General features: G+C 67.6%; 24 protein-coding genes. 11 read left to right on the top strand and 13 right to left on the bottom strand.

What is annotated here, in order from left to right; all coding sequences use genetic code 11:
• Positions 1-3: 3 nt before the first annotated feature.
• The gene (locus FIU66_RS04155) at positions 4-1,107 is read right to left on the bottom strand and encodes an ABC transporter ATP-binding protein (protein ID WP_167621528.1); all 1,104 of its coding nucleotides are present in this window, start codon (positions 1,105-1,107) and stop codon (positions 4-6) included.
• 288 nt (positions 1,108-1,395) lie between these two features.
• On the opposite strand from FIU66_RS04155, the gene FIU66_RS04150 reads away from it, so the two are divergent.
• Positions 1,396-2,151: a sulfite exporter TauE/SafE family protein gene (locus FIU66_RS04150; protein WP_167621527.1), complete on the top strand. Its 756-nt coding sequence runs from the start codon at positions 1,396-1,398 to the stop codon at positions 2,149-2,151.
• Between the two features lie 2 nt (positions 2,152-2,153).
• Entirely contained in the window at positions 2,154-2,501 is a 348-nt protein-coding gene (locus FIU66_RS04145; protein ID WP_167621526.1) for a RidA family protein, read from the top strand.
• Here FIU66_RS04145 and lpxB read toward each other — a convergent pair.
• The 8 genes from lpxB to FIU66_RS04105 form a co-directional block, all read right to left on the bottom strand.
• Entirely contained in the window at positions 2,485-3,639 is a 1,155-nt protein-coding gene (gene lpxB / locus FIU66_RS04140) for a lipid-A-disaccharide synthase (protein WP_167621525.1), read from the bottom strand. The two genes, FIU66_RS04145 and lpxB, sit on opposite strands and share 17 nt — an antisense overlap.
• A 66-nt stretch (positions 3,640-3,705) precedes the next feature.
• Positions 3,706-4,518 (bottom strand): LpxI family protein, encoded by an 813-nt coding sequence (locus FIU66_RS04135; RefSeq protein WP_167621524.1) that lies wholly within the window; start codon positions 4,516-4,518, stop codon positions 3,706-3,708.
• Positions 4,515-5,303, bottom strand: coding sequence for an acyl-ACP--UDP-N-acetylglucosamine O-acyltransferase (lpxA, locus tag FIU66_RS04130; protein ID WP_167621523.1), 789 nt, complete (start codon positions 5,301-5,303; stop codon positions 4,515-4,517). Before lpxA ends, FIU66_RS04135 begins: the two co-directional genes overlap by 4 nt.
• A complete protein-coding gene (gene fabZ / locus FIU66_RS04125; RefSeq protein ID WP_167621522.1) occupies positions 5,296-5,775 on the bottom strand; it encodes a 3-hydroxyacyl-ACP dehydratase FabZ in 480 nt (159 codons plus the stop codon). The genes lpxA and fabZ overlap by 8 nt, the downstream gene beginning before the upstream one ends.
• 59 nt (positions 5,776-5,834) lie before the next feature.
• Positions 5,835-7,946: a hypothetical protein gene (locus FIU66_RS04120; RefSeq protein WP_167621521.1), complete on the bottom strand. Its 2,112-nt coding sequence runs from the start codon at positions 7,944-7,946 to the stop codon at positions 5,835-5,837.
• Complete coding sequence (locus FIU66_RS04115; RefSeq protein ID WP_370528942.1) at positions 7,943-10,690, bottom strand: DUF4159 domain-containing protein; 2,748 nt, start codon at positions 10,688-10,690, stop codon at positions 7,943-7,945. The genes FIU66_RS04120 and FIU66_RS04115 overlap by 4 nt, the downstream gene beginning before the upstream one ends.
• A 5-nt stretch (positions 10,691-10,695) precedes the next feature.
• On the bottom strand, positions 10,696-11,565 hold the full coding sequence (locus FIU66_RS04110; RefSeq protein ID WP_167621519.1) for a DUF58 domain-containing protein: 870 nt from the start codon (positions 11,563-11,565) through the stop codon (positions 10,696-10,698).
• Positions 11,562-12,569 (bottom strand): MoxR family ATPase, encoded by a 1,008-nt coding sequence (locus FIU66_RS04105; protein WP_167621518.1) that lies wholly within the window; start codon positions 12,567-12,569, stop codon positions 11,562-11,564. Before FIU66_RS04105 ends, FIU66_RS04110 begins: the two co-directional genes overlap by 4 nt.
• A gap of 64 nt (positions 12,570-12,633) precedes the next feature.
• On the opposite strand from FIU66_RS04105, the gene FIU66_RS04100 reads away from it, so the two are divergent.
• The gene (locus FIU66_RS04100) at positions 12,634-13,176 is read left to right on the top strand and encodes a DUF1285 domain-containing protein (protein WP_167621517.1); all 543 of its coding nucleotides are present in this window, start codon (positions 12,634-12,636) and stop codon (positions 13,174-13,176) included.
• On the top strand, positions 13,176-13,937 hold the full coding sequence (locus FIU66_RS04095) for a hydroxypyruvate isomerase family protein (protein ID WP_167621516.1): 762 nt from the start codon (positions 13,176-13,178) through the stop codon (positions 13,935-13,937). Before FIU66_RS04100 ends, FIU66_RS04095 begins: the two co-directional genes overlap by 1 nt.
• A gap of 40 nt (positions 13,938-13,977) precedes the next feature.
• Here FIU66_RS04095 and FIU66_RS04090 read toward each other — a convergent pair whose 3' ends face one another.
• Entirely contained in the window at positions 13,978-14,391 is a 414-nt protein-coding gene (locus tag FIU66_RS04090; protein ID WP_167620772.1) for a hypothetical protein, read from the bottom strand.
• On the opposite strand from FIU66_RS04090, the gene typA reads away from it, so the two are divergent.
• Complete coding sequence (typA, locus tag FIU66_RS04085; protein WP_167621515.1) at positions 14,314-16,134, top strand: translational GTPase TypA; 1,821 nt, start codon at positions 14,314-14,316, stop codon at positions 16,132-16,134. The two genes, FIU66_RS04090 and typA, sit on opposite strands and share 78 nt — an antisense overlap.
• 109 nt (positions 16,135-16,243) lie before the next feature.
• Here the strand turns inward: typA and FIU66_RS18250 are convergent, their stop codons facing one another.
• Positions 16,244-16,366: a hypothetical protein gene (locus FIU66_RS18250; protein WP_255432334.1), complete on the bottom strand. Its 123-nt coding sequence runs from the start codon at positions 16,364-16,366 to the stop codon at positions 16,244-16,246.
• 31 nt (positions 16,367-16,397) lie between these two features.
• Here FIU66_RS18250 and FIU66_RS04080 point away from each other — a divergent pair, with 31 nt between their 5' ends.
• The 3 genes from FIU66_RS04080 to metK all read left to right on the top strand — a co-directional run bounded on the left by FIU66_RS04080 (position 16,398) and on the right by metK (position 19,961).
• The gene (locus tag FIU66_RS04080; RefSeq protein WP_167621514.1) at positions 16,398-17,075 is read left to right on the top strand and encodes a TetR/AcrR family transcriptional regulator; all 678 of its coding nucleotides are present in this window, start codon (positions 16,398-16,400) and stop codon (positions 17,073-17,075) included.
• Between the two features lie 315 nt (positions 17,076-17,390).
• A complete protein-coding gene (gene ahcY, locus FIU66_RS04075; protein WP_167621513.1) occupies positions 17,391-18,782 on the top strand; it encodes an adenosylhomocysteinase in 1,392 nt (463 codons plus the stop codon).
• Between the two features lie 3 nt (positions 18,783-18,785).
• Positions 18,786-19,961: a methionine adenosyltransferase gene (gene metK / locus FIU66_RS04070; RefSeq protein ID WP_167621512.1), complete on the top strand. Its 1,176-nt coding sequence runs from the start codon at positions 18,786-18,788 to the stop codon at positions 19,959-19,961.
• A 51-nt stretch (positions 19,962-20,012) separates the two neighbouring features.
• Here the strand turns inward: metK and FIU66_RS04065 are convergent, their stop codons facing one another.
• Positions 20,013-20,489: a type II toxin-antitoxin system RatA family toxin gene (locus FIU66_RS04065; RefSeq protein WP_167621511.1), complete on the bottom strand. Its 477-nt coding sequence runs from the start codon at positions 20,487-20,489 to the stop codon at positions 20,013-20,015.
• A gap of 78 nt (positions 20,490-20,567) precedes the next feature.
• Here FIU66_RS04065 and FIU66_RS04060 point away from each other — a divergent pair, with 78 nt between their 5' ends.
• Complete coding sequence (locus FIU66_RS04060; protein ID WP_167621510.1) at positions 20,568-20,753, top strand: hypothetical protein; 186 nt, start codon at positions 20,568-20,570, stop codon at positions 20,751-20,753.
• Between the two features lie 115 nt (positions 20,754-20,868).
• On the opposite strand, the gene FIU66_RS04055 is transcribed toward FIU66_RS04060, so the two are convergent.
• Positions 20,869-21,714 (bottom strand): neutral zinc metallopeptidase, encoded by an 846-nt coding sequence (locus FIU66_RS04055; protein WP_167621509.1) that lies wholly within the window; start codon positions 21,712-21,714, stop codon positions 20,869-20,871.
• 182 nt (positions 21,715-21,896) lie between these two features.
• Here FIU66_RS04055 and FIU66_RS04050 point away from each other — a divergent pair, with 182 nt between their 5' ends.
• Together FIU66_RS04050 and gyrA are read left to right on the top strand one after the other, a co-directional pair.
• On the top strand, positions 21,897-22,370 hold the full coding sequence (locus FIU66_RS04050) for a disulfide bond formation protein B (protein WP_167621508.1): 474 nt from the start codon (positions 21,897-21,899) through the stop codon (positions 22,368-22,370).
• Positions 22,371-22,521: 151 nt separating this feature from the next.
• Complete coding sequence (gene gyrA, locus FIU66_RS04045) at positions 22,522-25,206, top strand: DNA gyrase subunit A (protein WP_167623384.1); 2,685 nt, start codon at positions 22,522-22,524, stop codon at positions 25,204-25,206.
• Positions 25,207-25,214: the final 8 nt, after the last annotated feature.

Genomic DNA, 25,214 nt, shown 5'->3' with positions numbered 1-25,214 from the left:
CCTTCAGACCGGATCGAGGGCACGGGCATCCGCCGGATGCCAGCCGACCTTGATCTGCTGGCCGGGCTCCAGCCGGGTCTGGCCGATCGTGTTGCGCATCTTCATCACGAAGTCGCCGCTGCCCGCGACCTTCAGGCGGGCGCGCAGGATGTCGCCCATGTAGATGACCTCGCAAACCTCGGCGCCGATCATGTGGGCACCCGGGGGCATCATCTCGGGCTTGAACTCGACCCGTTCGGGGCGGATCGACACCAGCACCTGCTGGCCCCTGGCGGTCACGTTCACCGGCGTGGCGTCGATCACCTCGCCCGTGGACAGGCGCACCAGGGCCTTGTCGCCCGACAATTCCTCGATCACACCGGGCAGCTTGTTGTTCTCGCCGATGAACTGGGCCACGAAGCTGTTCTCGGGGCGTTCATACAGGTCGGCGGGCGCGGCAAGCTGCTGGATGCGGCCGTCGTTGAAAACCGCGACCCGGTCCGACATGGTCAGCGCCTCGCCCTGGTCGTGGGTGACGTAGACCACCGTGATTCCAAGGCGTTCGTGCAGATGCTTGATCTCGAATTGCATGTGTTCGCGCAACTGCTTGTCAAGCGCGCCCAGGGGTTCGTCCATCAGCACAAGCTCGGGGTCGAAGACCAGGGCGCGGGCAAGCGCGATCCGCTGCTGCTGGCCGCCCGAAAGCTGCGCGGGCCGGCGGTTCGCGAACTTGCCCATCTGCACCATGTCCAGGGCGCGGGCGATGCGGGTTTCGCGTTCCGATTTGGCCATGCCCCGCACTTCCAGCGGGAAGGACAGGTTTTCGCCCACCGTCATGTGCGGAAAAAGGGCATAGTTCTGGAACACCATGCCGATGCCGCGCTTGTGCGGCGGCACCTGGTTGATCGGGCGGCCCGCCAGCCTGATCTCGCCATGAGTCGCGGTCTCGAACCCGGCCAGCATCATGAGGCAGGTGGTCTTGCCGGACCCTGACGGTCCAAGCATGGTCAGGAACTCTCCCTTGCCGATGGACAGGTTCAAGTCTTTGACGACAAGTGTCTGGCCGTCATAGCTTTTCTGCACATGCTCGAATGCGACGAAAGCATCGCCGTGGCGGTCATCCAGCAAAAGGCGCTCTCCCTCTTTCTGTTTTCGTTGTTGGGCGCCCGCACAGGTTAGCCGTGCGATCCGCGGCCGCGCAACACCGTTTGCGACATTTCTCGGCACCAGAGTGTCGCTTCCATGCCTTGGTCCGGGACGCCCGGAAAACCGGCATTGCTGCCAGAAAAACAGGCGACTGCGGTCGGGCTTGTGCCTCTGCACCCCTGGGGTTAGCGTCGCTGCCGACCCGAATCCGGCCACTTGCGCCACCACCTGCCAAGGACCCGCGTCCTTCGCCCGATCCGAAGGACTGCCATGCTGGAAGCCGCGCTGTTGTTCGCCGCCGCATTCTTCGGCGGGATGCTGAACGCCGTCGCCGGCGGCGGCACCTTCATAACCTTCCCGGCTCTGGTCTTCGTGGGGATCCCGCCGGTCGTGGCCAATGCCACCAGCACCATCGCCGCCCTGCCGGGCTATCTGTCGGCGGCCATCGCCTTTCGCAGCGACATCCGCCGGATCGAGGACGCGCCCTTCGCCAAGCTGACGATCTGGACCATGATCGGCGGCGCGGTGGGCAGCGGCCTTCTGCTTGTCAGCTCGAACGAGGCGTTTTCCGTTCTGGTGCCCTTTCTGCTGCTGGGCGCGACCCTTGTCTTCTATCGCGCGGACGAGGTCCGGCGCATGGCGTCGCGGTGGCGGTCGGTCGTCGTGCCCTTCGGCCTTGGGATCCTGCTGCCGGTGGCGATCTATGGCGGCTATTTCAACGGCGGCCTTGGGATCGTGCTGCTGGCGGTCTTCGCCATGTGGGGCATGACCGACCTGCACCAGATGAACGGGCTGAAATGCTGGCTGTCCTTCGCGCTGTCGCTGATCGCCTTCGCGATCTTCGCGGCGGGCGGCGCGGTGGCCTGGGGGCCGGCGGCGGTCATGGCCTTGGGCACGGTCGTCGGCGGCTATGCCGGCGCGCCCGTCGCCCGCCGCATTCCGCGCGACAAGCTGCGCCTGCTGATTGCTATCGTGGGCTTCGGCATGACCGCGATCTTTTTCTGGCGTCTCATCCAAGGAGCATGAACATGAGCGACATCAAGCGTATCGAGACCGGCCCGCGCATGAGCCAGGCGGTCATCGCGGGCGGCATCGTCTGGCTGGCGGGCCAGGTGGGCGAGCCCGGCGCGTCGGTGGCCGACCAGACCCGCGTGGTGCTGGAACAGGTGGACCGCCTGCTGGCCGAGGCAGGGACGGACAAGACCCGCATCGTGTCGGCCCAGATCTGGCTGGCCGACATGGCCGATTTCGCGGAAATGAACGCCGTCTGGGACCAGTGGGTGCCCCAGGGCCACACCCCTGCCCGCGCAACGAGCGAGGCGAAGCTGGCAACGCCGGACTACAAGGTCGAGGTGATCGTCACCGCGGTCCTGTAACCGCCGCCAGCACCGAACGGGCGGCGCGCAGACCCGGCGCCTCGCCCCCCTTGCCCAGCCGGTCCATTGTCAGGTCCATCGCGTCCAGTTGCGCCTGCCGCGCCGCGGGGTCGTCCAGCAGGCGCAGCAGCGCCTGCGCCATCGGGCCGGGCTGGCAGTCGCGGCCCAGGAACTCGGGCACCACGCGCGTGTCGCTGACCAGGTTCACCAGCGTCACCGTGTCCGTCTTCAGCAGCATTCCCACCAGCATCCGGCTGAGCGGCGCCATGTCATAGCCGATCACCATCGGCACCCGGTTCGCCGCCAGATCCAGGCTGACCGTCCCCGACGCCGCCAGCGCCAGATCCGCCGCTGCGAAGGCCGCGCGCTTCCCCTCGGCATCCTCGACCACCAGCGGCCGGACGGGCCAATTGGCCGTCTCGTGCCTTACCTGACCGGCAACCCCCGGGACGGTGGGCAGGACCACCCGCATGTCGGGAACGTGATGACGCAGGTCGTTCAGCGCCTGCCCGAACCGGGGCAGAAGCCGCCCCACCTCGCCGCCGCGCGATCCGGGCAGGCACAGCACGACGGGGCTTTCGGGCGCGATGCCGTGGCCCGCGCGGAACAGCGCGGCCTCGTCCGGTCCCGCGACAGGAGCGGTGGCGATGGGATGGCCCACGAAATCGCAGGTCATCCCCGCGGCCTGCATCAAGGGCGGCTCGAAGGGAAGGATCGCCAGGACGTGATCCACGACCTGGGCCATCTTCAGCGCCCGCCCCGGCCGCCAGGCCCAGACCGAGGGCGCGACATAGTGGATCACCCGCAAACCGGGCTGCTGCGCCCGCGCCATGCGGGCCACGCGCAGGCAGAAATCCGGGCTGTCGATGCCGATCAGCGCATCCGGGTTCTCGGCCGCGACGCGGGCGGCCGTTTCGGCAATGCGGCGCTTGAGGTGGCGGTATTTCGGCAGCACCTCCCAGATGCCCATGACGCTCAGTTCCGCCATGGGGAACAGGCTGGTCAGGCCCTGCGCCGTCATCGCCTCGCCGCCGATGCCCAGGAACTCGGCATCCGGCACCAGCTCGCGCAAGCCCGCCATCAGCGCCGCGCCCAACTGGTCGCCCGAAGGCTCGCCCGCGATCAGGAAGAACTTCATGCGCGTCACCCTGTTGCTGCTGTCTTACGGGTATTTAAGCAAAGAAGAAGCCGGTTTCTTCTTTGTCTAAATACCCGAAGGCGGCATCGCCCACAAAAACAACCCTGCGGCTTCCGCGCGCCGGACGGATTCGTCCCGGTCCAGCAGGATCACGCCGCCCGCTTGCCAGGCAATCCCGGCCAATCCCGCGGCAGCGGCCTGGGTCACGCTATCGGGGCCAAGCGTCGGCAGGTCGATGCGCATGTCCTGGCCGGGCTTCGGGGCCTTGACGAAGACGCCTTTCGCGCCGTTCGGGTTAGGCCGCAGGCCCGTATGGCGGGCGGCGAAGTCCAGCATCGCAGCAGTGCCCGGCAGCGTCTCGATGGCGAGGCACTGGCCCTGCGCCACCACCGCGCCCTGCCCTACGTCCAAGGGTCCCAGCGTCGCCAGGATCAGCGCCGCCCGCGCCGCATCGCGGCGGTCGGCGGCGGTGGGTTCGCCCGCCAGCACGCCTTCGCCGGGGATCAGGCCGGGCGCGACCTCGGCGACCGAGGCAATGGCCAGCCCGTGTTCCTCGAACACCTCCAGCACGGCCCGCAGCGCGCCGTCGTCGCCCGACTGCATCGCCATCATGATGCGCGGCACCAGTTGCGCGGTGCGGTTGTCGAACAGTTCGGGATCAAGGCGCGGGCGGCGGATCGCGCCCGCGAAGACCACGCGAGACACGTCCTGATCCAGAAGGCTGTCCAGGAACGGCACCAGTCGTTCCAGCCGGAAGGGCTGCGCCTCGACTCCTTCGGGCGCGAAGCCCTCCAGCGCATAGACCTGCGGCGCATCCAGCGCGGCGATGACGGCGGGGGCCAGCGCGCCCTGGCCCGCGATGACGGCGGTGCGGCTCATGCGGGCTTCGGGGTCAGGAAGCTGCGGTCGGACGGGCCGAGGATGAAGTCCAGCACGTCGCGGACCATCGTGCCGCCGTCGCCCCCGGCCAGCGCACGGGCCGTGTCGCGGAAGCTGCCCGCGCCCAGCTTGTCCAGCATCTCGCGCAATTCGTGGATATCGGCGCGGCTGGCGCCCCGGCGCTTCAGTCCCACAAGGTTCAGCCCGTCCAGATGACCGCGCGGCCCCTGCACCAGGCCATAGGGGATCACGTCCGCCGTCACCATGGTCACCGCGCCGATCATCGCGCCGCGCCCGATGCGCACCCATTGATGCACGCCCGACAGCCCGCCGACGATCACGTCGTCGTCCAGATGGCAATGCCCGGCCAGCGAGGCGTTGTTGACCAGGATCACCCGGTCGCCCAACTGGCAGTCGTGGCCCACATGGCAGCCCGCCATGAACAGCCCGTCGTCGCCGATGCGCGTGATCCCGCCCCCGCCCTGCGTGCCGGGGTTCATGGTGACATATTCGCGGATGCGGTTGCGCGCGCCGATTTCCAGCCGCACATCCTCGCCCCTGAACTTCAGATCCTGCGGCACCTCGCCGATCGAGGCGAAGGGAAAGACCACCGTTTCCGCGCCGATCGTCGTGTCGCCCGCGATGGCGACATGGGATTTCAGCACCACCCCGTCGGCCAGCCGCACCTTTGGACCCACCACGCAGAAGGGTCCGATCCGCACCCCTGCGCCGATCCGGGCGCCTTCCTCGATCACGGCGCTTGGGTGGATCAGGCTGTCAGCCATCGGTCTTCATCGCCATCATCGCCGTGAACTCGGCCGAGGCGCAAAGCTGGCCGTCCACCAGGGCGCGGCCCTCGAACTTCCAGATTTTGCCGCCGCCGCGCAGGGCCTTGCAATGCAGCTCAAGCACGTCGCCCGGAACGACCATTCGGCGGAACTTGCACTTGTCGATGCCCATGAAATAGGTCGCCAGGGGCTTGTCGATGATGTTCATGCTGATGCCCACGATCACGGCGGATGTCTGGGCCATCGCCTCGACGATGGTGACGCCGGGCATGACCGGCTCGTCCGGGAAATGGCCCTGGAAATGCGGCTCGTTGCAGGTGACCATCTTGATGCCCACGCCGCTTTCATGCGGGACGATGTCGCGCACCTTGTCGATGAACAGGAACGGATAGCGGTGGGGGATGATGCGCTTGATCAGCGACAGGTCGGCCGCGGTGTAAGGGGCGGGGGCGCGCGTTTCTTCGGCCATGAGCGTTCCTTCGGGACGTTTTTTCCCGGTTAGCAATGCGCTTGCCCCTTGGCAAGCGTTCAGCCGGATGCCGGTCGGGCCGTGGGCGCGGCCTTGCCGGGCCGTCCCTCGCGCAGCCAGCCGGTCAGGATCAGCCCCGCGACCAGGATCAGCCAGGCCCAGCCGGGCAGCAACGGCCGCCGTTCCAGCCCGGTGACCGAGGCCGCCTCGCGCGGGGTGATCGCGATCCAGTCGCCCAAGGCCGCCGCGCCGTGGGCGTTTCGGCCCGGCGCCACGCTGCGCAGGTCGGGGATGCCGTCCGACAGCGACACCACGCCGCCGCCTGTCGCGTCCACCAGCGGCTGCAGTGCCCCCGCGTCCGCCACCGTCTGCTCGAACTCGCGCGGCGCCGCCGGGCCAAGGGCCAGGACGCGACGCAGATCGCCGTCCTGCAGGCGGTAGAGGCCCGGTTCAGGCGCGGTCCAGTCGGCTGTGAAACGGCCCGGCCCGGCCTCGGTCAGCGCAACTTCCTCGGTCTGGCCGTCGGGGCGGGTGACCACCAGCGGGCCGGCGCTGTCGCCCATGGTGCGGCGCGTGAAGCGGACCGCAAGATCACCCGAGACGTCGGCAAGAAGCGCCTCTTCCTCAAGCTCGGGCTCCTTCATCGACCAGTGGGCGATGCGGCGCAGCAGTTCCAGTTGCGGCCCGCCGCCTTCGAAACCGCGCCCCCACAGCCACACCTGGTCCGAGGTCAGAAGCGCCACCCGCCCCTCGCCCACCCGGTCCAGGATCAGCAGCGGCTCGTCGTCGATGCCGGTCATCGCCACCTGCGCTTCGGGGTCGGGCTGGACCGTCGCCATGCGCAGCCAGCGGCCCCAGCTGGAATCGTCGCCTTCGGAGCCAGGCAGGGCGGCGGTCACGGGATGGCGCTGCCCGTCCTCGGTCAGGCGGGGAAGAAAGGGTTCTTCCAGGACGCGGCCAGTCGGGCGGGCGGGCAGGATGCGGCCCAAGGGCGACAGGTAAAGGCTTTCCACCCCGGCCATCTCGGGTCCGGCAGATACCAGGATCGCCCCGCCGTCTTCGACATATTGGGCGATGTTGAGGTAGTAATCCGGCGGCAGGATGCCCCGCACGCTGTAGCGGTCGAAGATGATCAGGTCGAAATCGCCGATCCGCTCCATGAACAGTTCCTGGGTCGGGAAGGCGATCAGCGACAGTTCGTTGACCGGCACGCCGTCCGACTTGTCGGGCGGGCGCAGGATGGTGAAGTGGATCAGATCAACCGCCGCGTCGGATTTCAGCAGGTTGCGCCAGGTGCGTTCGCCGGCATGGGGCTCGCCCGACACCAGCAGCACGCGCAGGCGGTCGCGGACGCCGTTGATGCTGATCGCGGCAGTGTTGTTCCTGTCGGTCAACTCGCCCCCCTCGGGCGCGTCGAAGCCGATCTGCACGACATTCTGGCCCGCGTGATCCAGCACCAGCGGCAGGCTGATCGGCTGGCCCAAGGGAACGGCCACGACCTGTTCGTCCTCACCGTCAAGCGACAGGCGCAGGTTGACCGAACCCGTCTGCGCCTCGGGCGGGACGGCGCCCTGATCCTCGATCCGCAGGCGGATGGTGACTTCCTGGTCGATCAGGCCGAAGGCAGGCGCCTCCTCGATCACCAGGCGGCGGTCCCAGTCCTGGGGGCGGCCGGTCAGCAGGACATGGACCGGCGCGGGAACGGATGCGGGCAGCATCGCGGGGTCGTGCAGGCGGCCGTCGGTGACGGCGATGACGCCTGCAAGCCGGGTTTCGGGTTCGGCGGCGATGGCGCGGGCCATCTCGGTCGCAAGCAGCGTGCCGTCGTCGTTGTCGCCCACCGTCACGCGGCGCAGTTCGGTATCGGGCAGCGCGGCGATCTGGCGGGTCATGGCGTCCACCGCGGCGTCCGTCTGCGCGGTCCGTTCCGGCAGGGACTGGCTGGCGGAACGGTCGTCGATCAGGATCACGATGTCCGACAGCCCGGCCCGGCTGCCGATCTCCAGCGCGGGTCCAGCCAGGGCCAGGGCGGCCGCAAGGCCTGCAAGCCCGCGCCAGGGCCAGCCTCGCAGGCCGCGCCACAGCGCAAAGCCCGCCACCAGCAACGCAAGGACGGCCAGGGCGGCAATCGCCCACCAGGGCAGCAGCGGGTCGAAGCGAAGCTGGGTCATGGGCCAAGCGTCTCCTCGGTCCGCATCCGATCCAGCAGGGCGGGCACATGGACCTGGTCGGATTTGTAGTTGCCCGTAAGCACATACATGATCAGGTTCACGCCGAACCTGAAGGCCATCTCCCGCTGCATCTCGCCTTCCCAGCCGCCGCCGATGGGAAAGGTGGGATAGCCGTTCTCATCCACGGCCCAGGCCTCGGCCCAGGAATTGCCGCCGATCACGACCGGGCTGACGCCGTCGTTGAGCTGACGGAAGGGCACGCCCTCGGCCGCCTCGGCGCCCGCAGGGGGCGCTTCCAGCCAGACCGGGTTGCCTTGCCAGCGGCCCGGAAAATCCGACATCAGGTAAAAGCTGCGGGTCAGGACATGGTCGTCCGGCACCGGCGCCAGCGGCGGTATCTCCAGCGGCGCCGCAAGGGCTTGCAGCGCCTGCGACATATCGGGGCCGCCCACGCCGGTCACGTCGCCGTCGCGCGTGTCGAACAGGATCATCCCGCCCGAACGCATGAAGTGGTTCAGCCGCACATAGGCCTGGGGCGAAGGCGCGGGCTGGCTGTCGGTGATCGGCCAATACAGGAAGGTCAGCACCGAGAGTTCGTCCCGGTCCAGGTCGATGGCAACCGGATCGCCCGGCTCGACCGAGGTCCGCTGCGACAACAGCATCGACAGCCCCCGCAGCCCTTCGCGCGAGGCTTCGTCGACGCGGTCGTCACCCGTGACCACATAGGCCAAGGCGACCTCGTTGGCGGCGCGGGCCAGTTCCGGGTTCACGTCCTGCGCCATGGCGGGCGGGCCGGGCTGGACCAGCAGCGCCAGCAGCAGTCCCGCAGCAGCAACGCGTCCACCCCGCGCCAGCATGGCCGAGCCAAGCGCATCGACAGCCAGGATCAGCGCGGCCAACGCGAGCAGCACGCCCTTCAGATCGCGCCCGCCGGTCGTGCCCACGGCTTCCACCGCGGCGCCGGGCCATTGGGCCAGGACCAGCGGCCCGCCGGCATTCAATGCCATCCTGCGTTCACCTGCGGCATAAATGCCAGCCGGGCGGTCCGGGCCCGCGCCAAGCGCCAGATCCGCCGCCGCGACAGGGGCCATCCCTTCGGCGGGCGAGGCGCGGCCGAAGCCGTCCAGAACCTCTTCCGGCGTCCAGAAAGGTTGTTCGCGGTCGTCGGCGGCGGCCTCGGCCGGGGTAACGCGGGCGGTCTGGACCAGCCGGTCCAGCATCTGGACGAACAGGCCCGAGATCGGCAGGTTCGACCATTCCGCATTGGCCGTGACATGGAACAGCACGACCTGCCCCTGCCCCAACCGGGCACGGGTCACCAGCGGCGTGTTGTCCGAAAGCGCGGCCAATGTGCGTTCGGCCAGTTCGGGGGCGGGCTGCGCCATCAGTTGCGCGCGAACCGCCACATCCTCGGGCGCGGTCAGGCCAGCGAAGACACCGTCGGCGGCAAAGGGCGCGATGCCGCGCGGATCGCCCCAGGACAGGGCGCCGCCAATGTCGCGCCCGCCCTGGCGCAGGGCCACGGGAATCAGGGGTTCGTCCTGCAAGCCCTCGAAGGCCGCCATGCGCGGACCGGCAAAGCGGATCAAAAGCCCGCCTTCGTCCACCCAGGCCGCAAGGTCATCGGCCTCGGCCAGATCAACCTGGTCGGCCAGCACGATCACGTCGGGCGCGGTGTTCAGCACGTCGCCCAGCCCACCCTCGACCAGATCGGTCGTGGGCGTCAAGGCGCGGCGCAGGTAGTGAAGCTGGGACAGAAGCTGCTGGCCCTCGGCCTGGCGATCCGCCTCGCCCACAAGGCCCACCTTGCGGCGCTTCACCCGGTCATCCGCCAGCACGACCGCGCCCGCATGGGCCTCGCCCTCGATCTGGAAGCGGGTGATGCGGTTGCGAAGTTCGGGCGGCAGGTCGATCGCGGTGGGGCGGGTGGTGACGCCGGCGGCGGTCGCGGCCTCTCCGGGCGTCAGGCGGGCCAGTTCGCGTTCGACGCCCTGCGGGTCGGGACCGATGGCGAGGATGGCGGGTGCCAAGTCGTCGGTCGCGGCCAGCGTCAGCGAGGGCGTTTCGCCCTCGTGCAGCGACAGGGACCGGAGAGCGCGGGCAGGCGGGACGACGGTCACCGGGCCACGCTGGGACAGCGCCCCAAGCCAGGGGGCGCGGTTCGGGTGATCCAGCCCGTCGGTGATCCACAGGGTCGCAAGCTGGCCCTCGGGCGCATTGGCCAGCAAGACGGCGGGATCGTCGGGCAGGCCAGTTGGCCAGGCGGCGGGCTGCGCGGCCCGCAGGCCTGCAAGCAAGGTATCGGCGGGGGCAAAGGGCAGCGCGCCCTGCGCCGCCTGCCCGTCGGCCAGCAGTAGAGCAGCGGGGCGGCCGTCGGCGGCGGCCTGGGTCAGGGCGGATTCGGCGCGGGTCAGGCGCGCGGGCCAGTCGGGCGCGGCAGCCCAACCCGCATCCAGGACCACCAGCAGCGGCCCGCTTTGCCCCGATGCCATGACCGGCTTCCAGCTTGGCCCGGCAAAGGCCAGGATCAGCGCGGCGACGGCGGCAAGGCGCAGCAGCAGCAGCCACCAGGGCGTCCGCCGTGCGACCGGCACGCGGTCCAGCAAGCCGCGCAGCAGCGCCACGCCCGGAAAGGCCACAAGGCGCGGCGCGGGCGGCAGGGCGCGCAGGATCACCCACAGGATCGGCAGCGCGATCAGCGCGGTCAGCACCCAGGGGGCCGCGAAGCCTATGGGACCCAGCATCAGCATCAGTCGGCAAGCACCTGATAAAGCCAGCTCAAGGCCGTGGCGGGCGGGTGGCCGGTGGAATGGTGGCCGAACTGCCAGCCCGCGCCGGTTGCCTGACGGCGCAGCCAGTCGCGGCGTTCGGACAGGCGGGCCAGATAGGCCTCGCGCAACCCGCCCGCGTCGCGGCTGTCATGGCGGATCGCGCCAGACAGCGACCGGAACAGGACCGCGCCGGACCAGGGAAATACCTCCTCGTCGGGGTCGAGAACCTGCATCAGCACGCCCTTCACGCCGATCCCGGCGGCGCGGGACAGCAACCCCTGGACCCAGGCTGGATCGTCCAGAAAATCCGACAGGATCACCAGCCGCTGGTTGGGGCGCAGCAGATCGACCGGGGGCGCATCGGCGTCGCCCCGCGCGGCCACCATTGTCGCGATCTGTTCCGCCAGCCGGTCCGCCTGGACCCGGCCCGCGCGGGCAGGCTGGCCCAGAAGCCCCACCTTCTCGCCCCCGCGCAACAGCACCATTGCCAGGGCCAGGGCCAGAAGCTGCGCGCGGTCGGACTTGGTCGGGCGGTCGGCGGCCCCCGCATAGCCCATCCCCTGCCCGGCCGAAATCCACAAGCCCACCGCCTGCGCGGTCTGCGCCTCTCGGTCGCGGACGAATTGGGTGTCGGACCTGGCCGAGCGGCGCCAGTCGATGGATCGGGCGGTATCGCCGGGCCCGGCGGGGCGATACTGCCAGAAATCCTCGCCCGGACCGCCCCGACGCAACCCGTGGGCGCCGGGCGCGATCATCGCGGCCAGGCGTTCGGCGGACAGGATCAGCGCGGGCAGGTGTCCGCTTGCCGTCTGCGCCCTGGCGCGGAGGTCGGCGGGCGACGCGGTCATGCGGCCTGGCGCGCCCCGAGCCGGTCGTCCAGCAACTGACCGATCACGCCGTCCACCGTCTCGCCCCGCGCGCGGGCCGAGAAGGACAGCGCCATGCGGTGGCGCAGGACAGGGGCGGCCATCGCCTCGACATCTTCCAGCGTCGGGGCAAAGCGGCCGTTCAGCACGGCACGCGCGCGGGTCACCAGCATCAGCGCCTGCGCGGCACGCGGTCCCGGCCCCCACATCAGGCTGTCGCCCAGGAAGGGGGCCGTTTCCGGCCCGCCCGGACGGCAGGAGCGGACCAGATCCAGGATCGCCTCGACCACGCCCTCGCCCACGGGCATCTGCCGGATCAGGCGCTGCGCGGCGATCAGACCCTCGGCGTCGAAGGCCGCATGGGCGCGCGCATCCTCGACCCCGGTGGTGTCCAGAAGGATCTGCCGTTCCGTGTCGCGGTCGGGATAGTCCACGTCGATCTGCAGCAGGAAGCGGTCAAGCTGCGCCTCGGGCAGCGGATAGGTGCCTTCCTGCTCGATCGGGTTCTGGGTGGCAAGGACGTGGAAGGGCCGGCCCAAGGGGCGGTGCTGGCCGCTGATCGTGACCTCCCGCTCCTGCATGGCCTGCAGCAGGGCTGACTGGGTGCGGGGGGATGCGCGGTTGATCTCGTCCGCCATCAGAAGCTGGGTGAAGACCGGGCCTTCGATGAAGCGGAAGGCGCGGCTGCCGTCGGGCAGCACATCCAGAACCTCGGACCCCAGGATATCGGCGGGCATCAGGTCGGGCGTGAACTGGATCCGCTGGCTGCCCAGGCCCAGGACCGTCGACAGCGTATCGACCAGCATCGTCTTGCCCAGGCCCGGCTGGCCCACCAGCAGCGCGTGGCCGCCCGACAGGATCGCCGCCAGCACCTGTTCGACCACCTGGTGCTGGCCCACGAATTTCTGTTCGATGCTGGAACGGGCATTGCCGAGGGTCTGGCCTAGCTGTTCGACCCGCTGCACCAGAATTTCATCCGAAGCCATGACAATGCCCCCTGACTGCTCTACACCAGACCATAAGGGGATAACCGAAAGACGACTACAAGGAATGGCAGATCGCGGTGACAAAGCTGTGAGCGCCGAGGGCATTGCCGCAGCAGCCAGCAAGGCGGCGAAGGGCGGCCTTCCGCCGGTGCATCTGTGGAACCCGCCCTTCTGCGGCGACCTGGACATGGAGATCCGGGCCGACGGCACCTGGTTCCACGAAGGCACACCCATCGGCAGGCCCGCGATGGTGCGGCTGTTCTCTACCATCCTCAAGCGCGAGGGGGACCGCTTCTTCCTGGTCACCCCGGTCGAGAAGGTGGGGATCCGGGTTGCCGACGCACCCTTCGTGGCCGTCGATGCGGATATCGTGGCCGATGCCGTGGCCTTCACCACGAATGTGGGGGACAGGGTCACGGCGGGGCCGGAGAACCCGATCACCCTGCGAGGAACGGCTGACGAACCGCGCCCCTATGTCCATGTCCGCGCCGGGCTGGAGGCGCTGATCGACCGCAAGACCTTCTACCGCCTTGCCGCCGCCGCCACCGAGCAGGACGGACGCGCGGGAATCCGGTCGCAGGGCGTCTTCTTCCCGTTGGAGCCCTGATGCCCCGGTTTGCCGCCAACCTGACCATGCTGTTCACCGAACTGCCGATGCTGGACCGATTCGCGGCCGCGGCGGATGCGGGCTTCGAGGGGGCAGAGATCCTGTTCCCCTATGACATCCCTGCCCGCGACCTGTCGCGTGCGGCGATCTCGGCGGGGCTGGAATTCGTTCTGATGAACACTCCCCCGCCGAACTGGGCCGGCGGCCCGCGCGGTTTCGCCGCCGAGCCGGGACGAGAGGACCGTTTCCGCAGCGACTTCGACCGCGCCCTGCGTTTTGCGGGCGCGCTGCGGGCGCGGCACATCCACATCATGGCGGGCTATGCCCAGGGGCCAGAGGCACAGGACAGCTTTGCCCGCAACCTGGCTTGGGCTGCGGCCCGCGCGCCCCATGTAAGCCTGACGATCGAGCCGCTGAACCCCAAGGACCAGCCCGGCTATTTCTTGGCCGACTTCGGCCTTGCGGCCGAGCTGATCGCCGAGGTCGGCGCGCCGAACTTGGGCTTGCAGTTCGACAGCTATCACGCGCACCTGATCACCGGCGACGCGATGGCGACCTGGCGCAGGCACGCGTCGATCATCCGCCATATCCAGATCGCAAGCGTTCCGGGGCGGCACGAGCCAAGCGGCGGCATGATCGACCACCAGGGCTTTTTCGCGGCCCTGGATCATTCCGGCTACAAGGGCTGGGTCAGCGCCGAATACAATCCCGCCGGGCTGACGGCGCAAGGCCTGGGCTGGCTGCCGCGCCGGATCGGCTGACAGGCAGCGGGCCGGGAACCTCGGTTGCACATTCGCGTTATCACGATGACGCCGTTCGGAAAATCCGAACCTCGGACGCAATCATCAGCGGAGACAACCCATGAATTCCATCATCTACATCGTCGGCCTGGTCGTCGTCGTCCTGTTCATCCTGTCCTTTCTTGGCCTTCGCTAAGACGACTTGCACGGACGGCTGACGCATCCCTGCAGCCGGCATTGGCCAAGGCCGATGGACCGGCATCCTGTCCCGGACGCCCCCGCCACCCAACGTGGCGGGGTTTTCCGTTGCGTCGGCAGGCAGCGGCCGCTTTCCAGTTTTCATCTGGTGTTTTTGCCCGCGATTGTTTAGGGCGACCGCAAATTGAAAAGGTCGCCCATGGATATCCGCAACATCGCCATCATTGCTCACGTTGACCACGGCAAGACGACCCTGGTCGACCAGCTGTTGCGTCAATCCGGGTCCTTCCGCGAAAATCAGGCCGTCGCCGAACGTGCGATGGACAGCAACGACATCGAACGCGAACGCGGCATCACCATCCTGGCCAAGGCCACCTCGGTCGAATGGAAGGGCACGCGGATCAACATCGTGGACACCCCCGGCCACGCCGATTTCGGCGGCGAGGTCGAGCGCATCCTGTCCATGGTCGACGGCGTCTGCCTGCTAGTCGACGCGGCCGAAGGGCCGATGCCGCAGACCAAGTTCGTCACCTCGAAGGCGCTTGCCCTGGGCCTGCGCCCGATCGTGGTGCTGAACAAGGTGGACAAGCCCGCAGCCGAACCCGACAACGCGCTGAACGATGTCTTCGACCTGTTCGCCAACCTGGGCGCGAATGACGAGCAACTGGATTTCCCGCATGTCTACGCCTCGGGCATCGGCGGTTGGGCGGACGAAACGCTGGACGGTCCGCGCAAGGACATGTCGGCGCTGTTCGACCTGATCCTGTCCCACGTCCAGCCGCCCAAGCAGATCGCCCGGTCGACCGAGCCCTTCCAGATGCTGGCGACCACGCTGTCGGCCGACCCCTTCCTGGGCCGTCTTCTGACCGGCCGCGTCGAGGCTGGTCGCGCCAAGGCCGGCGACACCGTCAAGGCGCTGTCGCGCGACGGCGAACGGATCGAACAGTTCCGCATCAGCAAGGTCCTGGCCTTCCGCGGCCTGACCCAGACCCCCATCGACGAGGCGCAGGCCGGCGACATCGTCACCCTGGCCGGCATGTCCAAGGCCACCGTGGCCGACACCATTGCCGCGCTTGACGTGGATACCGCCCTGCCCGCCCAGCCGATCGACCCGCCCACCATCAGCGTGACCTTCGGCATCAACGACAGCCCCCTGGCCGGCCAGGACGGCAAGAAGGTCCAGTCCCGCGTCATCCGCGAGCGCCTGATGCGCGAGGCCGAGGTCAACGTCGCCATCAAGGTCGAGGATACGCCGGGCGGCGACGCCTTCATCGTCTCGGGCCGGGGCGAATTGCAGATGGGCGTCCTGATCGAGAACATGCGCCGCGAGGGCTTCGAGCTGTCGATCAGCCGCCCCCGCGTGATCTTCCGCGAGGAGGACGGCCAGCGGCTTGAGCCGGTCGAGGAAGTCATCATCGACGTGGACGACGACTATACCGGCGTCGTCATCGAGAAGCTGACCGGCGAACGCAAGGGCGACATGGTCGACATGCGCCCGGCAGGCCACGGCAAGACGCGGATCGTCGCCCATGTGCCGTCCCGCGGGTTGATCGGCTATCACGGCGAATTCATGACGGACACGCGCGGCAACGGCGTGCTGAACCGCATCTTCCACGGCTGGACCCCCTACAAGGGCCAGATCCAGGGCCGCCGCCAGGGCGTGCTGATCAGCATGGAGGACGGCGTGTCCGTGGCCTATGCGCTGTGGAACCTGGAAGACCGCGGCAAGATGTTCATCGGCGCGCAGGAACAACTGTATCAGGGCATGATCATCGGCGAACACAGCCGCGACAACGACCTGGAAGTGAATCCGCTCAAGGGCAAGAAGCTGACCAACGTCCGCGCGTCCGGCACCGACGAGGCCGTGCGCCTGACGCCCCCGGTCCGCATGTCGCTGGAAGAAGCCATCGCCTATATCAACGACGACGAGCTGGTCGAGGTGACGCCCAAGAACATCCGCCTGCGCAAGCGTTTCCTGGATCCCCACGAACGCAAGCGCCAGTCCCGCGCGGAAGGCTAGGCCGGGACGCGACCTGTCGTTTTAGCGAAGTTCGCAGCAGCCTTGCTGCGTGTTACCTTGTTTCATGGGCCCCGTGTCGGGATCGTCAGTGCTTATGTTCAGTCGTTGTTCACCGGGTTTCCTCGGCCGTTCCGGCATAGCTGCCGGCAGGACCGCCAGGATCCTGTCCAGCCGGATCGGTGGCTTGGCGGGGAACCTTGGTGAACGTGGTTCGTTCCTTGTCAGGGAACATCCGTCGCATGACGCCCCGGGTCGGCCCTGACATGAGCGTGGTTGATCAGGATCGTGCCGTGAGCAGACATGACGACATCATGAGGGGGCTTGGCCTGCATGGGCAGGCGGTGGTGGCGACCCTTCAGATGATGGATGATCTGGACCGGCGAGATCCGGATCTGGAACAGGTTGCAGCGCGCCTGGGGATCGACCCGTCCGACCTGCAGCGCATCTTTCCCGACAAGCACAGCCTGCTTTTGGCGGTGGCCGAACAGGCCTTGGTGCGCCTGATGGATTCCTGCACCAAGGCGGTCGTCAAGGTCGATCCCGGTGATGCGGTCGGGCAGTTCCTGGCGCTTGGAAAGGCCTATATCCGCTGGGCAGCCGACCACCGCATCCAGTTCCGGATGATCGCAAGCCACCCCAGTCTGAACGTGGGTCGGGTGCCGGAACTGCGGCGCTACCTGGATTCGGTGATCGACCTGATGACGCGGATGCTGGAACGCGCCCGCGACGCAGGGCGTCTTCGCGATGACGAGGATATCCCGATGCTGGTGATGTCCTCGCGCATCTTCGTTTATGGCCTTGCCCAGATGGTCGTCGATGGCCGGGTCGAGGCATTGCGGCCCGCCCGCACGCCCTTGGAAGCCGCCGAACAGGCCTTGTCGGACTTCGTGCAGCGGATCGCCCGGACCGCGACGGTGAAGCTTCGGCGGAAAGGCGGCTGATGCCGTCGGGCCGCCACGCGTTTTGTGAAACGCCTTTCGAGCCTGTGCAGTCGGCCTGCCAAGGCCCCGCCCCGGCTTAAACCTATTTTCAGATTCCTTTGACAACCTGCCGTCGGGAGGGTCTTTCCCCGACTTGCGAAGGCTTGTCGCATCAAAGGGGGACGTGCGGCGCACCGCCGTCCTCCGGGCTGCGGCGGATCTGGGGTTCCGCCGCAGCCACATCGGGGCGCCAGGGCATATCCCTTTTCCCTTTCGATTCCGGCCCGCTTGGGCTATCCGGGCAGGGTTGCAGGAATAGACGAAAGACGAACCGCCGTGACCGACTACATCATCAGGGATATCTCGCTGGCCGGTTACGGCCGCAAGGAACTGGACATCGCCGAGACGGAAATGCCCGGCCTGATGGCGCTGCGCGCCGAATACGGCGCGGCCAAGCCCCTGGCGGGCGCGCGGATCGCGGGCAGCCTGCACATGACGATCCAGACCGCCGTGCTGATCGAGACGCTGACGGCCCTTGGCGCCGAGGTCCGCTGGGCGTCCTGCAACATCTATTCGACCCAGGATCATGCCGCGGCCGCGATCGCCGCGACCGGCGTGCCGGTCTTCGCCATCAAGGGCGAGACGCTGGCCGAATACTGGGCCTATACCGACAAGATCTTCCAGTTCGCCGAGGGCACGGCGAACATGATCCTGGACGATGGCGGCGACGCGTCGATGTATGTCCTGCTGGGCGCGCGGGTCGAGGCGGGCGAGACCGGCCTGATCGACGTGCCGACCAGCGAGGAGGAGGAGGCGCTGTTCGCGCAGATCCGCCGCCGGATCGCCGAGACGCCCGGCTGGTTCGCCCGCCAGCGCGACGCCATCAAGGGCGTCAGCGAGGAAACCACCACCGGCGTCCATCGCCTTTACGACCTGCACAAGAAGGGCCTGCTGCCCTTCCCCGCGATCAACGTGAACGACAGCGTCACCAAGTCCAAGTTCGACAACAAATACGGCTGCAAGGAATCGCTGGTCGACGGCATCCGCCGCGCCACCGACACGATGATGGCCGGCAAGGTCGCCGTGGTCTGCGGCTATGGCGACGTGGGCAAGGGCTCGGCCGCGTCCCTGCGCGGCGCGGGCGCGCGCGTCAAGGTGACGGAAGTGGACCCGATCTGCGCCCTGCAAGCCGCAATGGACGGATACGAGGTCGTCCTGCTGGAGGATGTGGCCGCCACCGCCGACATCTTCGTCACCACCACCGGCAACAAGGACGTCATCCGCATCGAGCATATGCGCGAGATGAAGGACATGGCGATCGTCGGCAATATCGGCCATTTCGACAACGAGATTCAGGTGGCGGCGCTTCGCAACCACAAGTGGACCAACATCAAGGACCAGGTGGACATGATCGAGATGCCTTCGGGCAACCGCATCATCCTGCTGTCCCAGGGCCGGTTGCTGAACCTGGGCAATGCCACGGGCCATCCGTCCTTCGTGATGTCGGCCAGCTTCACCAACCAGGTGCTTGCCCAGATCGAGCTGTGGACCAAAGGCGACGAATATGCGCCGGGGGTCTATATCCTGCCGAAGGCGCTCGACGAAAAGGTCGCTCGGCTGCATCTGGACAAGGTGGGCGCCAAGCTGACAGAACTGTCGCGCGAACAGGCCGACTACATCGGCGTGACGCCCGAAGGTCCTTTCAAGTCAGATCATTACCGGTACTGAGTCATGGAATATTCGTTGTTCACCTCGGAATCCGTTTCCGAGGGCCATCCCGACAAGATCGCCGACCAGATTTCCGACGCGATCCTCGACGCCATCCTGGCCGAGGATCCGCGCGCCCGCGTGGCCTGCGAGACGATGGTCAAGACCGGCGTCGCCATCATCTCGGGCGAGATTTCCACGAATGCCTGGGTCGATCTGGAAAGCATCGTGCGCGGTGTCATCAACGACATCGGCTATACCTCGTCGGACGTGGGTTTCGACGGCGCGACCTGCTCGGTCATCAACATCATCGGCAAGCAGTCGCCCGAGATCAATCAGGGCGTCGATCGCGACAACCTTGAAGACCAGGGCGCGGGCGACCAGGGGCTGATGTTCGGCTATGCCTCGGACGAAACCGACGTGCTGATGCCGGCTCCCATCACCTATGCGCATCGTCTGGTGGAACGGCAGGCCAAGGTCCGCCGCGACGGCACCCTGAAGTGGCTGCGCCCGGACGCGAAGTCGCAGGTGACGCTGCGCTATGGCGCGGATGGCCGCCCCGAGGCGATCGACGCGGTGGTTTTGTCCACGCAGCACAACCCGGAGATCACCCTGTCCGACCTGCGCGAGGCCGTGATCGAGGAGATCATCAAGCCGGTGCTGCCCGCCGAATGGTTGTCGGACAACACCAAGTATTTCATCAACCCGACCGGCAAGTTCGTGATCGGCGGGCCGGTCGGCGATTGCGGGTTGACCGGGCGCAAGATCATCGTGGACAGCTATGGCGGCATGGCCCGCCACGGCGGCGGCGCGTTCTCGGGCAAGGATCCGTCCAAGGTGGACCGCTCGGCCGCCTATGCCGGCCGCTGGGTCGCCAAGAACATCGTCGCGGCCGGACTTGCCAGCCGCTGCGAGATCCAGGTCAGCTATGCCATCGGCGAGGCGCAGCCCACGTCGATCAGCCTGAACACCTTCGGGACGGAAATGGTCGCGCATGACAGGATCGTGGCAGCGGTGCGAGAGGTCTTCGACCTGCGCCCCTTCGCCATCATCCGCGACCTGGACCTGCTGCACCCGATCTATCGCCCCACCGCCAGCTACGGGCATTTCGGGCGCCAGCCTTACCAGCTGAACCGGGGCACGGCCTTCAGCTGGGAAAAGACGGACCGGGCCGAAGCGCTGAAGGCCGCACTGACCTGACATGGTCTGGTGGGGGTAACGCCCCGCCATGCCACCCGGTCGGCTAGGGTCTTACCCCACCTTGCCGGCGTCCGCGCCGTAAAGCACCTTTGCGCGGGCCTCGAAGGCCCGCACGATCCGGACCATCGCCTCGTGGAAGACGACGCCGATAAGCCTTTGCAGGATCGCGTTGCGGAACTCGAAATCCACGAAGAACTCGACATGGCAGCCGCCTTCGGGACGGTCGGCGAAGGTCCAGCCGCTGCGCATGTACTTGAACGGGCCGTCCAGATATTCGGTGTCGATCCGCAGCGGTTCCTCCTGGGGCCACAGCACCACGCGGCTGCCGAAGCGTTCGCGGAAGACCTTGAAGCTGATGACCAGATCCGCCGCTATCTCCTCGGATCCGTCGGGGCGTTCGTCGCGGGACCGGATGCGGGCGGCGCTGTTCCAGGGCAGGAACTGGGGATAGCTTTCGATGTCCGCGACCAGGTCGTACATCTGCCGGGCGCTATAGGGAAGGTCGCGGGAATCCTGATGATGGGGCAAAGCAGTCTCGCAGGTTCGGTCTTGAAAGGCGACCCGCTCTCTGATCGAGTCGCCCCGATCTAGCAGGAGGGCGTTGCCGTGAACAACCTGATCTGGCTGCTTCGGGCATCGAAATGGGCGCGAAACCCGCCAAGCGCGCGCACCGTCAGGCTGGTGCTGCTGATCGTGGCGGCGGGCCTTGCGATCGCGGCGCTTGAATGGCTGCAGCTTTGGCCCGAATGGGCCACGCTGGACGAAGGCCGGGCGCCGCGCCTTCCGCGCTAGCGGCGGCGGCGCACCGGCACGGGCTTTGGCTGGGGGCGGCGGCGCAGCATCAGCGCACCGGTTGCCAGGGTCAGGATCGTCAACGTCGTCAGCATCGTCTTTCCTCCTGTTGCGGCTAGTTTCCTGCCGCGCTGAATGTGTCGCATTGGGCCATGTCGCCCGAGTTGAAGCCGCGCATCAGCCATTCCTGCCGCTGCGCCGCGCTGCCGTGGGTAAAGCTGTCGGGCACCGGCGTCCGGCCCGCATTCGACTGGATCACGTCGTCGCCCACGGCCTCGGCCGCGGACATCGCCTCTTCCAGGTCACCAGCCTCCAGGGTGCCGAAACGCTGCTGCGCCTGCCGCGCCCAGATGCCCGCATAGCAATCGGCCTGAAGTTCGGTCAGGACCGAGATCTGGTTGGCCTGCCGCTCACTCAACTGGCTACGCAGGCGCTGTGTTTCACCCAGCACGCCGGTCAGGTTCTGGACATGGTGGCCGACCTCATGCGCGATGACATAGGCATAGGCGAAATCGCCCCCTGCCCCCATCCGGCTTGCCATCATGTCGAAGAAGTCGGTGTCCAGGTAAACCCGCTGGTCGTTCGGACAATAGAACGGGCCCATCGCCGAGGACGCACCCCCGCAGGCCGACCGAACGACGCCGCTGAACAGCACCAGCCGGGGTTCGGCATAGTCGATACCAGCCTGCTGCGGCAGGACCTGGCCCCAGACTTCCTCGGTGTCTGCCAGCGTGACCGACACGAATTCGCCCCATTCCTGTTCCTCGCGGGTGATGGCGCGGTTTTCCTGCGGCCGGCCCTGATCCAGGCCCTGCACCACCGGCGAGATGTCGATGCCGAAGAAATAGCCCACGGCCAGGATCGCCAGCATCCCGACGATGCCAACGCCCCCTGCCCCGCCGGCACCCATGCCGCGCCGATCCTCGATATTGCTGCTGCCGCGCCGTCCACGCCATCGCATGTGCCGAGACCTCCTTTGACCCCATGCCGCGGGGCCGTCATCACCAAAACACCGGCCCGTCCAGCGGGTTCCGCAAAGGGGCCTTCGCCTTCACGATCACAGCGCTGCGACGGAACTGCAAGGCGCTTGACGCGGGCGCCCGCTGGGCCGATCCACAAGGCCGGAACAGACCGGGGAACATCATGGACGAACGACAACTTACCTTGCTGGCCGGGGCCGGGTCGGCGGCGCTGCTGATCGCCGCGCTTGGCTTTCAGGCCGTCGGCTATGCCCCGTGCGAATTGTGCATCCTGCAACGCTGGCCCCATGTCGCGGCGATTGCCGTGGCGGTGCTGGTCTGGTGGACGGGCCGGGTGCGGGCGCTGGCGGTCCTGGGCATGATCGCGGCGGGCATTGCGATGGGCCTTGCCATCTATCACACCGGCGTCGAGTGGAAGCTGTGGGCAGGCCCGTCGCATTGTTCCGGGACCATCGGCAACCTTGCCACCATGTCCCCCCAGGATCTGATGACGCGGTTGCAGAACGCCCCCGTGGTGCGCTGCGACGAGGTCGCCTGGCGCTTTCTGGGCCTGTCGATGGCGGCCTGGAACGCGATCTTTTCGGCAGGCTTGGCGATCATGTGGGGATTGGCGGCAAAACGGGCGAAACAGGCCTGAAAACACGGCCCCAAGATTGCCTCCGGGGCTTGGGTCACCTATATGTAACTCAACAAGATGTTGAGGAAATCCCGTGGCCGACACCCCCGAAGACGACCTGCCCGAGACGCCCGGGGCGGGTGACGAAACCACCGCTCCGACCCGTCAGGTGATGCCCCATGACGGGCCGATGATCGACATCAGCGCCGAGATGCGGACCTCGTATCTGGACTATGCCATGTCGGTCATCGTCAGCCGGGCGATCCCCGACCTGCGCGACGGTCTGAAGCCCGTGCATCGCCGCATCCTGTACGCGATGGACGAATCCGGCAACACGCCCGACAAGGCCTATCGCAAGTCGGCGCGGCCCGTGGGCGATGTGATGGGTAAGTACCACCCCCATGGCGACGCCGCGATCTATGACGCGCTTGTGCGGATGGCGCAGGATTTCTCGATGTCGCTGCCGCTGCTGGACGGCCAGGGCAACTTCGGGTCGATGGACGGCGATCCCCCCGCCGCCATGCGTTACACCGAGGTGCGCATGGACAAGCCCGCGAACTTCCTGCTGATGGACATCGACAAGGACACGGTCGATTTCCAGGACAACTACGACGGCAAGGACCGCGAACCCACTGTCCTGCCCGCGCGCTTCCCGAACATGCTGGTCAACGGCGCGGGCGGCATTGCCGTCGGCATGGCGACCAACATCCCGCCCCACAACCTGGGCGAGGTGATCGACGCCACCCTTGAACTGATCGACAACCCCGACCTGCCGACCGAGCGTCTGCTGGAGATCATTCCCGGCCCCGACTTTCCCACCGGGGCGCTGATCCTGGGCCGGTCCGGCGCGCGCAAGGCCTATCTGGAAGGCCGGGGCAGCGTCATCATCCGCGCCAGGACGCATATCGAGGAACTGCGCAAGGACCGCTGGGCCATCGTCATCGACGAGGTTCCCTATCAGGTCAACAAGTCCAGCCTGATCGAACGCATCGCGGAACTGGCCAAGGAAAAGCGGGTCGAAGGCATCGCCTCGGTTCAGGACGAATCCGACCGCCACGGCGTGCGCGTCGTTGTGGAACTGCGCCGCGACGCCACGCCAGACGTGGTGCTGAACCAGTTGTTCCGCTTCACCGCGCTGCAGACCAGCTTTGGCTGCAACATGCTGGCGCTGAACGGCGGCAGGCCCGAACAACTGACGCTGCGCGACTTCCTGACCCACTTCATCACCTTCCGCGAGGAAGTGGTCGCCCGCCGCACCGCATACGAATTGCGCAAGGCCCGCGAACGCAGCCATGTGCTCTGCGGCCTGGCCGTGGCCGTCAGCAATGTCGATGAGGTCGTGGCGACGATCCGGTCCTCGGCTGACGCGGCGGAGGCGCGCGAGCGGCTGATGGAACGCCGCTGGCCGGCCCATGACATCCTGGAATACCTGCGCCTGATCGACGATCCGCTGCATCCGGTGAACGAGGACGGGACCTATAACCTGTCCGAAGCCCAGGCCCGCGCGATCCTGGACCTGCGCCTGCAGCGCCTGACCCAGCTTGGCGTCCAGGAAGTCACCAGCGAATTGCAGCAACTGGCCGATTCGATCCGCGACTATCTGGCGATCCTGGGGTCGCGGGAACGGATCATGGGCATCATCAGCGACGAGCTGCGCGAGGTGCGCGAACTGTTCGCCGTGCCCCGGCGGACCGAGATCACCGAATGGTCCGGCGACATGCTGGACGAGGATCTGATCGAGCGCGAGGACATGGTCGTCACCATTACCTCGGGCGGGTATATCAAGCGCACGGCCCTGGCCGAATTCCGGTCGCAGCGTCGTGGCGGCAAGGGCCTGTCGGGGATGGCGACCAAGGAAGACGACGTGGTCACCACGCTGTTCGTCGCCAATACCCACACCGAACTGCTGTTCTTCACCACGGACGGCATGGTCTATCGGCTGAAGACCTGGCGGCTGCCGCTGGGCGGGCGGACCGCCAAGGGCAAGGCCATCGTCAACATCCTGCCGATCGAGCCGGGCGTGTCCATCGCCGCGCTGATGCCGGTCGATGCGCCGGAAACCGAATGGGAGAACTATCAAGCGGTCTTCGCGACCTCGGATGGGGACGTGCGCCGCAACGCCTTGTCGGATTTCGCCAATGTGCGGTCCAACGGCAAGATCGCCATGAAGCTGCCTGATGGCGTGGAACTGGTTGGCGTTCGCATGGCGACGGTGGATGACGACGTGATGCTGGTCACCGCGCTTGGCCGGGCCATCCGCTTCCCGACGACCGATGTGCGGGTCTTCAAGGGCCGCGATTCCACGGGCGTCCGGGGCATCAGGCTGGCCGATGGCGACCGCGTGGTCAGCATGTCCGTGATCCGCCACTTCGAGGCCGATCCGGCCGAACGCGCCGCCTATCTGAAGATGCGCCGCGCGGTCGAAGGCGCCCTGGACGACGGGGCCGAGGCCGACGAGGACGAGGAAGCCGTGGCCGAGGGCGCGGTGACCCAGGAACGCTATGCCGAAATGTCGGCGGCCGAGGATCTGATCCTGACCATCACCGCCGGCGGCGCGGGCAAGATCAGTTCCAGCCATGACTATCCGGTGCGCGGGCGCGGCGGCCAGGGGGTGATGGCCATGGACAAGGCCATGCGGGGCGGCGCGCTTGTCGCCAGCTTCCCGGTGGAAATGGACGACCAGATCATGCTGGCGACTTCCACGGGCCAGTCGATCCGGGTGCCGGTGGACGGCATCAGCTTCCGGTCGCGCAGCGCGGGCGGCGTCCGGGTCTTCAGCACTGCCGCGGGCGAAGAAGTGGTCTCGGTCGCGCGGATCGCCGAACAGGGCGATACCGAGGAAGCGCCCGACGCATGAACCAGGGC

It is taken from the genome of Paracoccus sp. AK26, assembly GCF_011801365.1.
Taxonomy (GTDB): Bacteria; Pseudomonadota; Alphaproteobacteria; order Rhodobacterales; family Rhodobacteraceae; genus Paracoccus; species Paracoccus aerius.
Note: the sequence above shows the minus strand (reverse complement) of the source record. Positions and strands in the feature narration are given on the sequence as shown.

Excerpts from the sequence above, each read along its gene's own strand:
- typA (WP_167621515.1), top strand. The coding sequence starts at position 14,314 with ATGGATATCCGCAACATCGCCATCATTGCTCACGTTGACCACGGCAAG.
- FIU66_RS04135 (WP_167621524.1), bottom strand. The coding sequence starts at position 4,518 with ATGAGCCGCACCGCCGTCATCGCGGGCCAGGGCGCGCTGGCCCCCGCC.
- FIU66_RS04080 (WP_167621514.1), top strand. The coding sequence starts at position 16,398 with ATGAGCGTGGTTGATCAGGATCGTGCCGTGAGCAGACATGACGACATC.
- FIU66_RS04095 (WP_167621516.1), top strand. The coding sequence starts at position 13,176 with ATGCCCCGGTTTGCCGCCAACCTGACCATGCTGTTCACCGAACTGCCG.
- lpxA (WP_167621523.1), bottom strand. The coding sequence starts at position 5,303 with ATGGCTGACAGCCTGATCCACCCAAGCGCCGTGATCGAGGAAGGCGCC.
- FIU66_RS04105 (WP_167621518.1), bottom strand. The coding sequence starts at position 12,569 with ATGGCTTCGGATGAAATTCTGGTGCAGCGGGTCGAACAGCTAGGCCAG.
- FIU66_RS04055 (WP_167621509.1), bottom strand. The coding sequence starts at position 21,714 with ATGCGATGGCGTGGACGGCGCGGCAGCAGCAATATCGAGGATCGGCGC.
- FIU66_RS04100 (WP_167621517.1), top strand. The coding sequence starts at position 12,634 with ATGGCAGATCGCGGTGACAAAGCTGTGAGCGCCGAGGGCATTGCCGCA.
- FIU66_RS18250 (WP_255432334.1), bottom strand. The coding sequence starts at position 16,366 with ATGTTCCCTGACAAGGAACGAACCACGTTCACCAAGGTTCCCCGCCAA.
- metK (WP_167621512.1), top strand. The coding sequence starts at position 18,786 with ATGGAATATTCGTTGTTCACCTCGGAATCCGTTTCCGAGGGCCATCCC.
- FIU66_RS04115 (WP_370528942.1), bottom strand. The coding sequence starts at position 10,690 with ATGCTGGGTCCCATAGGCTTCGCGGCCCCCTGGGTGCTGACCGCGCTG.
- gyrA (WP_167623384.1), top strand. The coding sequence starts at position 22,522 with ATGCCCCATGACGGGCCGATGATCGACATCAGCGCCGAGATGCGGACC.
- FIU66_RS04050 (WP_167621508.1), top strand. The coding sequence starts at position 21,897 with ATGGACGAACGACAACTTACCTTGCTGGCCGGGGCCGGGTCGGCGGCG.
- fabZ (WP_167621522.1), bottom strand. The coding sequence starts at position 5,775 with ATGGCCGAAGAAACGCGCGCCCCCGCCCCTTACACCGCGGCCGACCTG.
- FIU66_RS04150 (WP_167621527.1), top strand. The coding sequence starts at position 1,396 with ATGCTGGAAGCCGCGCTGTTGTTCGCCGCCGCATTCTTCGGCGGGATG.
- FIU66_RS04110 (WP_167621519.1), bottom strand. The coding sequence starts at position 11,565 with ATGACCGCGTCGCCCGCCGACCTCCGCGCCAGGGCGCAGACGGCAAGC.
- FIU66_RS04120 (WP_167621521.1), bottom strand. The coding sequence starts at position 7,946 with ATGACCCAGCTTCGCTTCGACCCGCTGCTGCCCTGGTGGGCGATTGCC.
- lpxB (WP_167621525.1), bottom strand. The coding sequence starts at position 3,639 with ATGAAGTTCTTCCTGATCGCGGGCGAGCCTTCGGGCGACCAGTTGGGC.
- FIU66_RS04145 (WP_167621526.1), top strand. The coding sequence starts at position 2,154 with ATGAGCGACATCAAGCGTATCGAGACCGGCCCGCGCATGAGCCAGGCG.